The sequence below is a fragment of the Colwellia sp. C2M11 genome, from assembly GCF_018860915.1.
Classification (GTDB): domain Bacteria; phylum Pseudomonadota; class Gammaproteobacteria; order Enterobacterales; family Alteromonadaceae; genus Colwellia.
This window is the reverse complement of the sequence record NZ_JAHKQD010000048.1, coordinates 127,288-143,357: the sequence shown is the minus strand read 5'-3', so window position 1 is coordinate 143,357 and position 16,070 is coordinate 127,288. Positions and strand designations below refer to the sequence as shown.

At 36.2% G+C, this 16,070-nt stretch carries 14 protein-coding genes; 6 read left to right on the top strand and 8 right to left on the bottom strand.

Translation table 11 applies throughout. The features are described 5' to 3' along the window. Position 1: 1 nt before the first annotated feature. The gene (locus KO509_RS14620; RefSeq protein ID WP_215974002.1) at positions 2-745 is read right to left on the bottom strand and encodes a ComF family protein; all 744 of its coding nucleotides are present in this window, start codon (positions 743-745) and stop codon (positions 2-4) included. A gap of 55 nt (positions 746-800) precedes the next feature. Here KO509_RS14620 and bioH point away from each other — a divergent pair, with 55 nt between their 5' ends. From bioH to KO509_RS14605, 3 genes are all read left to right on the top strand, one after another. Continuing rightward, positions 801-1,667: a pimeloyl-ACP methyl ester esterase BioH gene (bioH, locus tag KO509_RS14615; protein WP_215974001.1), complete on the top strand. Its 867-nt coding sequence runs from the start codon at positions 801-803 to the stop codon at positions 1,665-1,667. Positions 1,668-1,744: 77 nt separating this feature from the next. After that, a complete protein-coding gene (locus KO509_RS14610) occupies positions 1,745-2,050 on the top strand; it encodes a hypothetical protein (RefSeq protein ID WP_215974000.1) in 306 nt (101 codons plus the stop codon). 63 nt (positions 2,051-2,113) lie between these two features. Further along, the gene (locus tag KO509_RS14605) at positions 2,114-3,004 is read left to right on the top strand and encodes a putative metalloprotease CJM1_0395 family protein (protein WP_215973999.1); all 891 of its coding nucleotides are present in this window, start codon (positions 2,114-2,116) and stop codon (positions 3,002-3,004) included. A 112-nt stretch (positions 3,005-3,116) separates the two neighbouring features. Here the strand turns inward: KO509_RS14605 and pyrE are convergent, their stop codons facing one another. Beyond that, the gene (gene pyrE / locus KO509_RS14600; RefSeq protein ID WP_215973998.1) at positions 3,117-3,794 is read right to left on the bottom strand and encodes an orotate phosphoribosyltransferase; all 678 of its coding nucleotides are present in this window, start codon (positions 3,792-3,794) and stop codon (positions 3,117-3,119) included. Between the two features lie 25 nt (positions 3,795-3,819). Next, complete coding sequence (rph, locus tag KO509_RS14595) at positions 3,820-4,533, bottom strand: ribonuclease PH (protein ID WP_215973997.1); 714 nt, start codon at positions 4,531-4,533, stop codon at positions 3,820-3,822. Between the two features lie 418 nt (positions 4,534-4,951). Here rph and KO509_RS14590 point away from each other — a divergent pair, with 418 nt between their 5' ends. Continuing rightward, positions 4,952-6,418: a methyl-accepting chemotaxis protein gene (locus tag KO509_RS14590; RefSeq protein WP_215973996.1), complete on the top strand. Its 1,467-nt coding sequence runs from the start codon at positions 4,952-4,954 to the stop codon at positions 6,416-6,418. 20 nt (positions 6,419-6,438) lie between these two features. Continuing rightward, positions 6,439-6,969, top strand: coding sequence for a DUF6436 domain-containing protein (locus KO509_RS14585; RefSeq protein WP_215973995.1), 531 nt, complete (start codon positions 6,439-6,441; stop codon positions 6,967-6,969). Between the two features lie 109 nt (positions 6,970-7,078). Here the strand turns inward: KO509_RS14585 and ppc are convergent, their stop codons facing one another. Further along, positions 7,079-9,640: a phosphoenolpyruvate carboxylase gene (gene ppc, locus KO509_RS14580; RefSeq protein WP_215973994.1), complete on the bottom strand. Its 2,562-nt coding sequence runs from the start codon at positions 9,638-9,640 to the stop codon at positions 7,079-7,081. 396 nt (positions 9,641-10,036) lie between these two features. On the opposite strand from ppc, the gene KO509_RS14575 reads away from it, so the two are divergent. Continuing rightward, entirely contained in the window at positions 10,037-10,900 is an 864-nt protein-coding gene (locus KO509_RS14575) for a YicC/YloC family endoribonuclease (protein WP_215973993.1), read from the top strand. 167 nt (positions 10,901-11,067) lie between these two features. Here KO509_RS14575 and KO509_RS14570 read toward each other — a convergent pair whose 3' ends face one another. From KO509_RS14570 to KO509_RS14555, 4 genes are all read right to left on the bottom strand, one after another. After that, on the bottom strand, positions 11,068-11,286 hold the full coding sequence (locus tag KO509_RS14570; RefSeq protein ID WP_215973992.1) for a hypothetical protein: 219 nt from the start codon (positions 11,284-11,286) through the stop codon (positions 11,068-11,070). A gap of 9 nt (positions 11,287-11,295) precedes the next feature. Continuing rightward, a complete protein-coding gene (locus KO509_RS14565) occupies positions 11,296-12,012 on the bottom strand; it encodes a DUF1775 domain-containing protein (protein WP_215973991.1) in 717 nt (238 codons plus the stop codon). 338 nt (positions 12,013-12,350) lie between these two features. Beyond that, positions 12,351-13,610 (bottom strand): PepSY-associated TM helix domain-containing protein, encoded by a 1,260-nt coding sequence (locus KO509_RS14560; protein WP_215973990.1) that lies wholly within the window; start codon positions 13,608-13,610, stop codon positions 12,351-12,353. Between the two features lie 50 nt (positions 13,611-13,660). Next, a complete protein-coding gene (locus KO509_RS14555; RefSeq protein ID WP_215973989.1) occupies positions 13,661-15,796 on the bottom strand; it encodes a TonB-dependent siderophore receptor in 2,136 nt (711 codons plus the stop codon). Positions 15,797-16,070 lie beyond the last annotated feature (274 nt).

Sequence of the window (16,070 nt, the reverse complement as noted above, 5' to 3'; positions counted from 1 at the left end):
ATTAATGATTTGTGTGCGGTAAGGTTAAGCAAACCGTGACAATAGTTACTTTACTAGCGCCCGCATGTTTTAATATTTTACTGATTTCATTGGCTGTGCTGCCGGTAGTTAATACATCATCAACAACAATAATATGTTTAATATCATTGGGTAATTCTTTAGCTAATGTAAAAGCGTTAGCTAAAGTTTGCCGCCTTTCTTTACCGGTTTTTCCAACTTGACTGGTATTATTTTGAGTACGAACTAACGTAACTTCATCGTAAGGTAACTGTAAAGATTGAGCCAATGGCTGTGCAAGTAAATGTGCTTGGTTGTAACCGCGAATTTGCCACTTATTAATATGTAAAGGCACACTTAAAATAAGATCAGCCGGCGAAGTTAACGTTGTTAAGTGTTGTTCTTTCCATTGTTGTGCAAGTAAGGTTGCTAATAGGGAGGCAATTTCAAATCGCCCTTGATATTTTAGTTGTGGTAACCAATGAGTGAAAGGGGGCAGATAAGGCGCTAAGCAAATTAAATGGTCGAAGTTAATATTGGGTAATGCTTTATTTATTGCCGGCCAATTAAGTAAATCACCTTGTACAATTGCTTGATTAAACATGGGTAAATCATTTAAACAAGATGGACAGAGTAATTTTTGTTGGCTGGAACTTATATCGTGTAGGCAATTACCGCATATATCACACTGGCCTAGTGTGGATAAAAAACGTTGATAGAGCATTTGTACTCTTTTTTTCCATGCCATTGGTCGTTCCATTTTGTAAAATAAAGCGCATTAATTAATTCTACTAAGGATAAGCATGGCAGAAACTCTCAATATTTCCATTTTTCCCAGAATAGAAACTCCAACTTCTCATAAAAAAACTTCTTTAGTTCTACTTCATGGCTGGGGACTAAATTCAGCAGTATGGCAGCCTTTTATTGATAGCCTACCGGATAGTTTTTTTAATGATTTTAATATAATTACCATTGATTTACCTGGCTTTGGTAATAATGTTAACAAAAAAATAAATCCTTACTCAATAACGAATATTTGCCAATCTATTGTTGGTAGTATCACAGAACAGGCTGTTTATATAGGGTGGTCTTTAGGTGGGTTAATTGCCACTGAAATGGCACTTAGTTACCCAGAAAAAGTACTGGCTTTAGTGACTATTGCAAGCTCCCCTTATTTTCTGGAAGAAAAAAGCCAAAAAATAGAAGAAAGCCAATTGATATGGCCAGGCATTAAGGCAAAAGTTCTTGAGGGGTTTCATCACCAACTCCAAGTAGATATTCAAAAAACGATTGGTAATTTTTTAAAAATACAAGCAATGGGGAGCTCAGCTATTCGCCAAGATATTAATAAAATTAGTGAGTTAGTTTTTCAATATACTATGGCAAATAAAACGACACTTGAGCAGTCATTAAAGTTGTTAGAAAACAGTGATTATAGAAAGCAACTAAATAGCATAAAGCAACCATTTCTTCGTTTATATGGTGACGCAGATAGTCTTGTTCCTAAAGCCGTCATTGAGCAAGTGGAACACTTGGCGCCTACTAGCGATTGTTATCGTTTTAAGCAGGCTTCTCATGCACCATTTATTTCACATCTTGATAATTTTACAGTAGTACTGACTCGATGGCTTGTAAGTATGAGAAGAAGTCATTTTGTTAAACTAAATTAACTTTACTTTTTAAGTGTTTTGGTTAATAATTAGTCAGTGTAACTAAGGTTAATATAAAACCTAGAGAGGTAGATTTAATGGAAATTCAATCAGCATTTAATTCTGGTGTGCAAGGTTTTCAAAATGCCACTGAAATGGCCAATAAAGCAGCGGTAGATATAGTTGCTGAAACAACTGTCGCTCGTGATTCTGCAGTTAGTGAAATAGATGGTCAAGACACTGCTACATTTAGTAGTGAGTCATTTAGTAATGCGAATAAAGTACCTGAATTAAATCAATCAATAGTTGAGTTAAAAGTTGCCGAGTATCAAGCTAAATCTGCAACTGAAGTAATAAAAACAGCAGACGAAAGCTTAGGTACTCTGCTTGACGTAACAGCGTAAATTACAAGTATTCTCTGAATGTTGATTTTATCAATATAATTAACTGTCTCGAATAATTTAATTATGAACATTACCCCGCAAGTACCAAATTTATCTATACCAACTGTGCTTAATCCGCACACCGAAAGCTTGCGCCGTGAAAATAATCAACGAGAAGTTATTACCCAACCAGCACCGACCAGCCAGTCATCTGCAGAGAAAGGAGTAGCATCTGATAAAGAGCGTGGCAGAACACCTGCTCAAAACAATGCTGATATCGATTTTGCCAGTATTACGGAACAGGCAGAGTTAGCAAATTCCAGTATTACAGAGCAAAATGAACAAGACAATGCCCAACAGGGCCAAGGAAATGAGCAAAAACCTGGATCACAAGATTTGTCTAAATCTGAAGGTGGTGATTCAGTTGATGGTAATGAAGAACATACCCCAGAACAAGAAAAAGTTATTAGTGAGCTTAAAGCTAGAGATCAAGAAGTTCGGGCTCATGAAGCTGCACATGCGGCTGTAGGGGGGGCTATTGCAGGTTCACCTAGCTATTCTTATGAACAAGGGCCTGATGGTAAAAAGTATGCGGTAGCCGGGGAAGTCTCGGTAGATGTTGCGCCGGTAAATGGTGATCCTCGAGCAACGATTACCAAAATGCAAAAAGTGTATTCGGCAGCCTTAGCCCCTGCGAATCCTTCCGCGCAAGATAGAAGTGTAGCAAGCGCTGCCACACAGCAAATACTTGCAGCACAATCGGAATTATTAGTTGAGTTAGCGCAAGAAGAAGGTGCTGCTAAAACAGCAACTGATAGTGAGGAAAATGATAATATTTCGGTAATAGAAACTTCATCGTCAAATAGACAAGCCGACGCTATTACTCAACGTTCATTAAGAATAGAAAGCTTTTATTCCGATATAACCAAAGCTTATGAAAAGGCTCCAACATATAATTTTGAACTTACCGCTTAATTACATTGCTAACTTCACTACCTCGTTGTTATTAGTAGTGTAAATAAACCTAATTAAAATATAAAAAGCCTACAAGTGTGTAGGCTTTTTGTTTTACTGAATAACTAAAAAATTAAATGCCGTAAGCTTGACGATATTGAGTAATACTCGCTAAGCTAGCTGCTAACTCGGACTGAGTGTTTTGGTCATGTTCTGAGTTAGTTGCTAATTTTTCTTCAAGAAAGGTGACTACATCACCTAAAGTTACAATTGAAATCACCTGTGTACCAAAGTCACGTTCAACTTCTTGAATAGCAGATAATTCACCTTGTCCTTTTTCTTGACGATCAAGCGCAATTAATACACCTGAAAGCTCAGCGTTATGGCTTTTAATTATTTCCATCGATTCACGGATGGCAGTACCAGCGGTGATAACATCATCAACTAACATTATTTTTCCCTTTAGCTCTGCACCAACTAATGAGCCACCTTCACCATGTGTTTTTGCTTCTTTACGGTTAAAGCAATATGGAACATCTACGTTATGGTGATCAAACAACGCGACAGTTGTTGTTGTAGCAATAGGAATCCCTTTATAAGCAGGGCCAAATACTAGATCAAAATTAATATTAGCATCAACTAATGCTGCTGCATAAAAGCGTCCTAATCGGGCTAAATCTCCACCGGTTTTAAATAAACCTGCGTTAAAAAAATATGGGCTGGTACGGCCAGATTTTAATGTGAATTCGCCAAAACGTAATACTTGTTTTTCTAAAGCAAACTCAATAAAGTCACGTTGATAATCTTTCATTTTATTCTTTCCTATTGATATCAGGCTAAATTAACGCTGCTTTTTGTATTTCAAATAATTCATTAATACTGTTTTTAGCAAGGCTTAACATCGCTTGCATTTCTTCAAAGCTAAAAGGCTCTTCTTCAGCAGTACCTTGAACTTCAATTAACTTGCCTGTATCTGTCATAACAACATTCATATCTGTTTCGGCATTTGAATCTTCAGCATAATCTAAGTCAGATACCGGCTCACCTTTATAAACACCAACAGATACGGCGGCAATCATATGTTTAAGCGGGTTAGTTTTTATAATATCCTTGGCACGCATATAGTTAAGTGCATCAACAAGTGCCACACAAGCACCGGTAATAGAGGCAGTACGTGTTCCTCCATCTGCTTGAATAACATCACAATCAACAGAAATTGTATTTTCACCTAAGGCTTTTAAATCGACCGCAGCACGTAAGGCACGAGCAATTAAACGAGAAATTTCTAACGTGCGACCACTTTGCTTGCCTGAAGATGCTTCGCGGCGCATACGTGTGTGAGTAGAGCGAGGCAGCATACCATATTCAGCTGTAACCCAACCTTTACCTTGGCCCTTTAAAAAACGCGGCACACCTTCTTCAACCGAGGCAGTACAAATAACCTTGGTATCGCCAAATTCAATTAATACTGAACCTTCTGCATGACTAGTGAATTGACGAGTTATAGTTACTGGACGTATTTGTCCTAATGTTCTACCGCTTGGGCGCATGTTGTATTCCTAAAATGAAAAATCTATTAATTAAGCTTACTATTATAATCCAGCAAGGATTAATTTGAAATATAGTTAACAAAAACTAGATCTCGTTGTTTTACCTATACGTTAGGTAATATATTAATTTAAATTTTAATAGTAATGGACGCTTAATTTATACGGACGGATAAAGTCTAACAGTAGTGGATAAAAATATTGTAACGAGATAAGATCTTTCGATTTGATTGGCAAAGATCGCATCTTTTTATTTAAAAGGCGAAATTCGCCATTTTATAAAAACGTTTTATACTGAAGGTAACGTAAATTTTTTAATTAAGTTCTATTTGGGTCTTTGTTTTATATGGATTTATACAATTGACTATATTAAATAATTTTGTGATTTTTTATTTTTTAAGTAGATAGTAGGCAATTATTTATGACTAATACAAGTAAACTTTTTATAGCATTGTTCTCAATTCTTTTTTTAGAATCAATCGCGATAGCGTTTGTTTATAATACTTTTTTAGAAGCGATTGTTATAGGTTTACCAACCACGTTAATTGTTTTATGGCTAATTAAAACAGCGCCAGAAGCAACGTTAACAAAACATACCGCAGCAATTGCTGCAATGGTTTATGCCGCCTTGCATATTCATCAACTGAACGGCTTAATTGAAGTTCACTTCGAAATATTCATTTTAATGGCGTTATTGGTGATTTTTAGAGATTGGCGCGTGTTTATTTCAGCCATTGTTGTCATTGCAGCTCATCATTTTTCATTTTATTTCATGCAAAGCAGTGACATGCCTGTATATATTTTTGACCAAGACAGGTTAAAATTTTCTACTGTAATCATCCATGCTGTTTATGCGATAGTCGAAGCCGCTATTGCCGCGTTTATTGCTAAAACCTTATATGATGATAGTTTTGTTGGAACAGAGTTATCGACAGTCACTGAAAAACTAACCGCACATGAAGACTCAATTGATTTATCTGTGAGATCGAATGATAAGAGAAATAAAGTGTTAGGTAGTTTTAATAAGCTTTTATCGCGACTTGAAAATGTTATTTCTGAAGTTAAAAATCAAACTAGTGAATTAGTTGAACACTCAAATAATTTATTGAAAACTCAAGCAGCATTAACACTATCAGCTGATTCACGTAAGCAAGAAACGGACATGATAGCTACTTCTATTGAAGAAATTGTCGTTACTATTAATTCAATTGCTAATGAAACGGCAGAATTGAGTGATCAAATGAATCAAGTTAATGAGTTAACTCAAGAAACAAGTAGTAATATTAATAATATAAATCAACATAATCATGAGCTTGCTTCATCACTTAACCGAACGAATACCGAAATAGAGGGATTAGTAGAATCAAGTTCAATGATCACTACTGTATTGAATGAAATTACGGGGATTGCTGATCAAACAAATTTACTGGCATTAAATGCCGCAATTGAAGCCGCTAGGGCTGGAGAACAAGGGAGAGGTTTTGCTGTAGTTGCTGATGAAGTGAGAGCCTTAGCTAATCGAACTAAAGAAAGTACAGATAAAATAAGTGACACTTTAATAAAACTTAACAGTTCTTCTCAATCTTCAACTGAATCTATGAATCAGTGTATTGAAGCGGTAAATTCTATTATTGCAGTCTCTGAAATGACGAGTGAAAAAATATTGAGTGCTGTTGGCTTAGTTACCAATTCAACTGATATTGCCGTATTAGTTGCTACCTCAGTGGAAGAGCAGTCTTCAGTGATTAATGGTATTTCTCAAAATACAGAGAATATGAAAAACCTTGCGTTAGATGACGTAAAAGGCATAGAGCAACTTAAAGAAGAATCAGACCATATTAATCACTCAGCTGTTGTACTGAATGATAGTGTGAAACGTTTTTCTTAACTGTATAAATTACTAATTTAATGAGCCAAGTAGATAATAATGTGGGACGATATCAATATATCGTCTTCATTATTTGGTTAATTTTTATTGTGATTGCTGCTAAATATTTCCTCTATGACAGCTTAAGTTTATTTGATCCAGAAAATAGATTAAGCGGGGATTCGGCGGTTATTGTTGATGAAATAAAATCAAATTTAGTATTAGAGAATAATTTATCTAAGAAAACTATCATACATTTCACCAGTCAAGATTGCGCTTGTGCTGTTTATAGTGAAGATCATAAAAAAGCGACTAATCAGTATTCTATAGAGAATGATTTTGAAATAAAAAATATAGAACTTTCAGATAAACAACGTCATATTATTCCATCAACGCCAGCAGTATTAGTTTTAGATGAGCATGGGGAGTTAATTTATTTAGGCCCTTATGCTAAAGGTCTTGAATGCTCAGCAGGGCGCTCTATTGTTGATATAGTGCTAAAAAATTATGTTAAAGGCTTTAATGCTAATTTAATTATAAATAATGCCAAGGGCTGTTATTGTAATCTTTAATTTAATTAAGCTAAGCTTAATTATTATCTATAATATTTGAAAGCAGGGCATAGTGAACACTATGCCCTTTTTGATAAAATATAGGTTACCAATAAGCAATTATTTTAATTTAACCTGTATTACGCATTCCTGTAGCAATACCCGCCATACTCACCATTAATACTTTTTCGTTTTCTGTATTTTCAGGTTGTGCTCTTAAGCGCTTAAGGGCTTCAATTTGTAAAAGGTGCAAAGGTGCTAAGTAAGGACGACGAAGCTCAAAAGAGTTCTGGTTCCAAGGGTCATTTTCTAAGGCTTCCTTTTGTCCTAATATAGCTAAGACGGTTCGCTTGTCTTGTACAAGTTGCTCACGTAATTCATCACCCATAGATTTAAGTGAATTATCGACTAAAGAAGTGTCATACAAGGCAGACATTTTACTGTCTGATTTAAAGTAGACCATTTCAGTTAATGAAATACGAGAGTTGAAGTAAGGCCATTGTTGTAACATTTCTTTAATTAGAACTTCGTTGTCTTGATAAGCCTCTTTAATCGCCGTTCCTAAACCAAGCCAGCTAGGAATAACTAAGCGGTTTTGACTCCAAGCAAAAATCCAAGGGATAGCACGTAACGATTCAATCCCGCCATCTGACTTACGTTTACTCGGACGTGACCCTAACGGTAAAGACGACAGTTCTTGCTCTGGTGTCGCTTGACGGAAGTACTTAACAAAGTCGTCATTACCTTGTACATATTTACGATAAGCTTGGCAGCTTGTCTCAGACATGGTATCCATAATATCTCGCCATGCTTGTGTTGGCACTGGCGGTGGATTAATTAAACATTCTAAAATGGCTGACGCATATAAATGTAAACTACGGTTAGCTAAGTTTGGCGTACCAAATTTATGTCGGATGGTTTCGCCTTGCTCGGTTACACGTAATCCACCATCTAAAGTACCTGGCGGTTGTGATGCGATTGCTGCATGAGCTGGACCACCACCACGACCAATTGTACCACCGCGACCATGGAATAATTTTAGTTCGATGTTTTTTTCAAAAAACACCTCAACGAGTTTTTCTTGGCATTTATATTGACCCCAAGTTGCAGCAAGTACACCTGCATCTTTAGATGAGTCACTATAACCAATCATGACGTTATGTTGCCCATCACAAGTATTATGATAGCTCTCAATACTTAATAGCTCTGCCATAACTTGTGGTGCGTTATCTAAATCTTCAAGTGTTTCAAATAATGGTGCTATTGGCATATTCCATTGTACACCTAAGGATTTAAGTAATAATTTAACCGTTAAAACATCACTCACTTGACTCGCCATTGAAATAATATAAATACCAAAAAGTTCTGCAGGTTGTTCGGCAATTAATGCATAAGTATCAAATACCTCTTGTGTGTCTGCCGTCCAATTATGTTTTGGTAATAAAGGACGTGGATTTTGAAGCTCGGCAAGTAAAAACTCACGTCGTTTATTTTCATCCCAATCGGTATAACTGCCAAGGTTTAATAATTCTGTTACCTCAGCTAGTGCACTGTCGTGTCGCTCACTATGTTGTCTGATATCGAGTTTAACTAACGAAATACCAAAGCTATTTACCTTACGAATTAAATCAAGTATTAACGAATTGGCGACATTGGTTAGCCCTACTGCTAGTAAGCTATTACGACATGCTTGTAATGGCTGGCGTAATTGATCAGAGTTTGATAATACACTTTCTGTATAGCCCTCTTTTAACTGTTCAATGGAGGTTTTTAATAGTTGAATGACAGGTACTATTTGTTGTCGGTAAGGGCCACGAGAATCTTTATCTGCTTGTGTTAGTTCTGCAGTGGCTTTTGACATAGAAAGTTCTAAATAGAGCGCTTCAAAATCGCGTAAATACAAGGTACATGCCATTAATCTAGCATTAATTAAGGCTTCTTTACTTAAATTTGCGGTAACAAAAGGGTTACCGTCGCGATCACCTGCCATCCAACTAGCCATAGTGATTGGTGTATATTCTTCAGGTAAACGCTGTCCAGTGACTCTATAAGAAAAATCATCTAACTCTCTCATAAACTGAGGAATAGCATACCAAAAATTGTCTGAAATACTATTGAGCCCCCAACGGGATTCATCGAGTGGACTTGGACGTTGTTGTCGAATTTCATCAGTATGCCAGGCTTGTTCAATTAACTCTTCAATACGAGGAGATAATGCATTGTCGGGCGTATTTAACGCTTGGCCGATTTGATTGTATTTGTGAATAAAGGTTCTACGGTTAATTTCTGTAGGATGTGCTGTGAGTACGAGTTCAATTTTTAACTTTTTCAGTGCCGCTGTTATTACATCAGGGCTAACGTTAGTAATATGACTTTCAAGATCTTCAAGAGGATGGGCAAGGTCTAATTCACTCAAACCTTCTTCACTGGTAGTGTATTGTTGCTCGGCTACATTTAATAAATTTAAAAATTGGCTGAAAGCTCTAGCGTAAATAAGTAGTTCTTTTTCGCCACAATGAGCAAATTTCTCTTGTAATGCGGCGATAGCAGCAACATCACCAGCAGCTATTTCTCTGCCTTCTAAGCGCACAGTTTCTATTCTTTGTAGCCATTGCTGACCTTGATCTACAGCAATGGTTTTACCTAATAGAGTACCTAAATCGCGTACATTTTGTTGGATAGGTTCTAACATAGAGTCCCCTTAATGATTAGTTTACAGCTAAAGAAGTAACCTCTATTCGGGTTGGAGCATTATACAAGAAAGTCGAGGTTAAATAATAAACACTAATTGATATTATCATTATCATCAAAATAAAAGTTATAACAAAGATAACCTATATATAATTTTTATAATAAAGATAGATATAAGGCTACATTATACAGAATACAATGTTGCACATTCTGAAAAGCAGCGATATTACAATTGCTTGCTACAGTCTTAAAAAAAACTGGTGTTAGTTTATATTAGTTAACTTAAGCTTATTATTGTGACTTCAATAATAAGCTTAACTAAGTGAAGCGCTAGCTAGATTAAACAAGCTCAGGCATAATTTACCTTTATTTGTAACAATATAAACAAGGGTTAACTATGATTTACAGCATGACTGCTTTTTCTCGTGTAGAAGTTAAAGGTGATTGGGGAAACGCCGTTTGGGAAATTCGCTCAGTTAATCAACGTTTTTTAGAAACTTATTTTCGCCTACCTGAACAATTTCGCGGTATAGAGCCTGTGTTACGCGAACGTTTTCGTAAACAGCTTAATCGCGGTAAAGTAGAGTGTAATTTACGTTTCAATGCCAATATTGCTAATAAAAGTGAGCTAGCATTAAATGAAAATCTTGCACTACAACTTTTACAACATGCTAATTGGATTAATGAGCAAACACTGAACAGCCAAATAAATCCATTTGAAGTAATGCGTTGGCCTGGTGTTATGGAGGCTCCTGAATCAGATATGTCTGCTATTCAGGCTGAATTACTTGCCGCGTTTGATCAAGCGCTTAAAGATTTTATTGCCGCTCGTGCTAGTGAAGGTGAAAATCTCAAAGGTATGATTGAACAGCGTTTAGATGCGATAACTGCTGAAGCTCATAAAGTACAAACCTTTATGCCTGAAGTCATTGCTTGGCAGCGTAATCGTATTATTGAAAAGTTTACTGATGCCCAGATTGATCTTGATTCAGGACGCGTTGAACAAGAATTAGTTTTATTGGCTCAAAAAATGGATGTTGCCGAAGAACTTGACCGTTTAAATAGTCATGTTGGCGAAACTAAAAAAATATTAGAGAAGGGTGGCGCTCAAGGCCGTCGTTTAGACTTTATGATGCAAGAATTTAATCGTGAAGCGAATACCCTTGGCTCAAAATCGATTAATACCGACATTACTGCTAGTGCAGTTGAATTAAAAGTATTAATTGAACAAATGCGAGAACAGATAGCGAATATAGAATAGCTATTTGTTAAGTTTCCTTTAGTAATATACCCAAAAAGCCTCGATAATTATTTCTTTTGTTTTCTTGAAAGATGCTCTCTCTAGCAGTTAAATTTATTTATCCACCGGCAAAGGTACAATAAAACGTGGTTACTTCTATAAAAAGTAACCACGTTTGTTATTAAAATTTAATTTAACAGAGGTACAAATAGCTCTTTTGGTAATTCTTGTGCAGTAGGTGCCGACAAAGTCTCTATGCTACTTTCTGGCATTAATCCAGCCGCTGCTAACGCACTTTCAGGTTGTTCGTTTGGTACTGTTTCAGGTTGAACTGGTGCTTTAGAGCTTGAGCTATCATCACAGGCCATCAACGAAAATGCAGCTATAATAAGCAAAATATATTTCATTATTGCTCCTTAATATTTCACCCAAAAACTAGCATTATCGTGAATTTCACTTAATGTTAATTTACCTTCTGCTTCAATCAACGTTTGAGTGACAGAATTACTACTGTATGCTTCGTCATTCCACCAAACAATTTCTGCATCATCAAATATGCTCATATCATGTAAATGCTGATCTGCACCTGTCGTATATTGATTCCAACCTGGAGCACGGGCAGGCATGACCATTAAAGATGGCGCAGGATTAGCTGTTCCACTACTATCATGATCATGATTACCGGTTTCAGTATCCCAGCTAACAGAGATTTCTTGATCGTTATCATTGAGGCAGTATTGTGTTACTGGAATAAATACCGTGCTGAATATTGCATCGGGTAATTTACCTCTAAAACTTACCGTGTAATATTGAGTGTCGCTATCTCGCTCAGTACCCGCTGTTTTAACCCAAGTGATTTCGTTATAACCCTGGTCAGCTTCAACAGCTGTTGCTTGACCAAAGACCGCATCAATGGCATGAACTGATGTAATGCTTGAAGGGACTTTAGCGACAATACGTATAGTATCTTCAGCGCCAGAAACTTCATCGGTACATCCATGTGGAATACTTAGTTCAACAATACTTGTTGTATTAGAAAAGTGAGGGCCTGCAACTATGCCAACATGCGCCTGAGCAGCTGCTGTAATTAAACAAGAGCTTGTTAATAATGTTGTTTTTAATATGCTTCTCAATTTATCTTCCTTTTTTTAATGTAAGCTGAGGGAGATTATAAAGAGAATAAATAAAAATAAAATGTGGTAAATTGTCGCAGTTATGCTGAAAAATAATAGTTCAAAACTTGATAATGAGTTTACCTCTATTTAATCTAACGTCAGCCTATTTAACTTTAATATATATCTGATTTAACGAGGTATTCTGTCGAGTTTAAGCGTTGAGCAATTATTGGATAAAGCAATGGATAACCGCTTTTTGGGGATTAAGGTTTGGAGTAAAACACTGAGTTGAGTTCAAAAATCAGTTAATTATTTCTCAGTGTCAAACTATATGGATAAATCAGAATTTTATACGTTTAGCCAATAACAAAGTCGATAAAAACGAGAGCAGTACAAACAATCAGTAAAGCAAGTGAAGGCCATTTTATCCAGTGAGTTTTAAGCCATAAAATGCGCAAAGCACTCGTTTCTTCTACGTTTTTCAATTTTCCGGTTTGTCTTAATCGTAAGAAGTACATGTAAATGCCACTAAAGCTAAGAAAGCTTAAGGCAAGACCAAAGACAAACCAAACATACCGGTATATCCAATTTGAAAATGTACCAAAATGTAGTGGGTCTGCAGCTTCAGATAGTCGCAAGTGCCAATTTAATTTATCGCCTTCTCGGCCACCAATGTATTCACCACTATGGCTATCAAATACTTTCTTATTAGCACGATCTCTGACTAAAAAGGCATGTTCTTGTCCATCAATTTCAATCCGTTGTTGTTCAGGAATAAAGCGTATTTGGTTAATAATATAGTGAGGGTGATTTGTTGCTATATATTCAACAGCCTTTGATAATGCTGTTGTAGATGGAGATGTTATATCCGTTGATGGGACTGTTGTTACATTATTTTCTATGATTGGATAACTAGCATTAGCTCCCCATTTTTCAGCTAAATACCAAGTGCCTGTGAGGCTAATGATCAACACAAGCCATAAACTCCATAAACCAATAATTTTATGTAATTCAGCCCAAAATAGACGCTTTGTACTAGCTTCTTTTCGTGGTGTTGTGGAAGGTGCTAATGTTTTACTTGCATTGAAGCTTGATTTTATTCGATCAAATGCAAAGAAATACCGCCACCAATGTCGATATATATAAAATGAAGTAATGAATAGTAATAGCATTGCTAGGCCTAGTAGACCAACAATAGTAATCCCCCATTGGGTCGGTAGCATTAAATGTCGGTGTACTTGTCGAAAAAAGCGTTGCCAATTAAGCCATAGACCTTTACCTGTAATACGATGTTCAAATGCATCGAGGTAAATTCTAAATCGTTCACCTTTAATATCACGTGCGATAACTTCAACATTATGCCATGGTAATTGCGGTCTATTAATACTGTCTATTTTGGTTTCAGGGAAGTGATAATTAACGCGAGTCAATAATGCTGGCCAATCTAATTTTTGGTCATAGGTTACTTGGTGTTCTGCTCGAATAGCTGAATTAGTTAACCAGTCTAAATCAGTTGAAATGGTTGCGAATGTTCCGGTTACTAACACAAAAGAAAGCAGCAGGCTTAAATGAAAGCCTGCCCAATGATGTAGTGAAAACCAATTTTTTTGTGTCATAAAATAGAAGGGTGAGTTTAAATAAATTTAAGCGTCATTTCCTTAAGGGATTAAAATTGGTAAGTTAATTGACCGATAACGCTGCGCGGACTACCAGGGAAGTGACCATTACGCTGACTGAAACCACTAACGGCATACTCTTTATCTAAAAGGTTGTCGATATTGATGCTTAATAGCAAATCGTCCCATCTTGTTGTCCAACTCATATCAAACACGGTAAAAGGTTTAACCGTTTGTCCATCTAAACTATATTGTTTACTAACATAATTTACACCAAAGGCAATTGATGAATCAATAGTGCTTATTGCATATCGAGTCCATAATCCTGCTTGATGCCTTGGTGCATTAGTAAATTTACTGCCATCACCAAAAGAGTTGGTAATTGTATCACCTGTTACACCTTTAATGACTATAGTGTCGTTATATGCGTAGTTAGCTGTAATTGTGATATTGTCACCGAGATCACCAACTAGGGTCGATTCAAATCCGTTACTTTCTACTTCACCAATATTAAGTAATTCAGGAATTCCGTTATCACCAGCATTTTCGTCAGGGTTTGACATCACAACATTTTGTTTATTAATGCGATAAATAGCAAAAGTACTCATGATTTTGCCATCTAACCATGAACTTTTTATGCCAAGTTCAGTTTGTTTACCTGTTTCTGGCGCTAGTAACCCTTCATTAGCAACGCCTTCTTGATCGCTTGAAGATACAGGATTGAAACTCTCAGAGTAGTTGATATAAACAGACAAGTTTTCTTGTGGTTGATACGTTAAGGCAGCGCGTGGTGTTACACCATGGTCAGAGTAGCTATAATCTGTGGCTTTATTATATTCTTTAAAATTGTCGTAACGAAGACCGGCGATAAATGTCCATTGCTCATTAAATTTCATAACATCTTGTACATAGATACCATAACGATCAGTTTTGACACCATCGCCACCTTGGTCTGTTAAGTTGTATGTTGAAGGGTCCGTTAAACCATAGTTTAGTGTGAAAATATTAAGATTTGCGACACCATCGGCTTCGTACCGAGCGCGTAAGTAATCATATTCTGTATCAACATGATGAATATCTGCCCCGAATAATAATTGATGAGTAATATGGTCGCCGTCAATGGTATAAACAAAGTCTGTTGTTAAACTGCTTTCTTCATTGGCACGGTATTGTTTACGGTATTCACGTTTAATGGTTTGGTCGTCAATATTGGCTTCACCATCACTGTTTACATCTACCCACTCACGAGATTCATGGTAGGCTTGATCGCGTTCGTTATCTAAATATCGAAATGTGGTATTGACATAAAAATCATCGGTAAAATAATGATTTAAACTTGCTTGTAACACCAGGGCTTCCATATTTTGGTAGTCAAATTTTTCATTAGCGTTATACGATGGATCAACAAGAAAGTTACCTTGATCATCGGTAGGTACACCACGTAAGCGATTACCGCCTAAGTCTTGCTTAATCCAGTCAACACTGGTTGTTAATGTCGTTGCATCACTAAGATTAAAGGTTAAACCACCTACTATTTCAGTATTTTTAGCGTCTGCATTATTTCTAAAACTATCTTCTTGTTCATAAAAACCACCTAGGCGGTAAGCAATATCTTCAGACAACCCACCGGTTAGATCTAATGATGCACCGTGAGTTGCATTGTCACCAAGGGTAAACTTTAATACACGTTTTTCATTAAAACTTGGCTTTTTAGTCACGTAGTTAATCATGCCGCCTGGCTCACCACCACCATATAATGCTGAAGCGGGGCCTTTAAGCACTTCAACACGACTAACGTTGAAAAGTTGTGGCACACCAAAGCCTGAATAAGGATCGCCTCTAACGCCATCGTAAAAAACGTTTGCATCATCACGAAATCCGCGAAAAGTAACGCCTGAATAGCTAAATTCACTAACACCAGCAATAGAGCGATAAAGGTCGGTAATATCTCGTGCTGCTTGGTCAATAATAAGTTGTTCTGTTAGTACTTGTGCTGATTGTGGCAATTCTAATAATGATAAATCGGTTTTAGTACCAATTTTACTTTCAGTTTCTAAGTAATATTGCTGGGCTCGACCAACAACTTCAATTGTTTCTATTTTTTCATTTGTTGCAGCGGATAAATTATCGGAAACAATAAAAGTAGACAGAGATAAACAAAGCAATATTTTTTTTCTTGTAAACATCATAACGCCTTAAAAAGCATAACCATCAGTAATAATTATCTAAATGGTAACCATTATCATTACTATAGGCAATAAAAATAGTGTATATACTTTAAAATAATAATTATCAATAGAGGCTTTTACGTTAACTTTAGCGTGTTGTAGAGATAAATTTTTATAAGCTAGTGCTTGTTTTAGGTGATGATACTTGGAAATAAATAATCTAACTATCTGTTTTGATTTAACTTAATTTTTATTGCTTAGCGCTAAGTTGATAACTATTAAATAATTAACA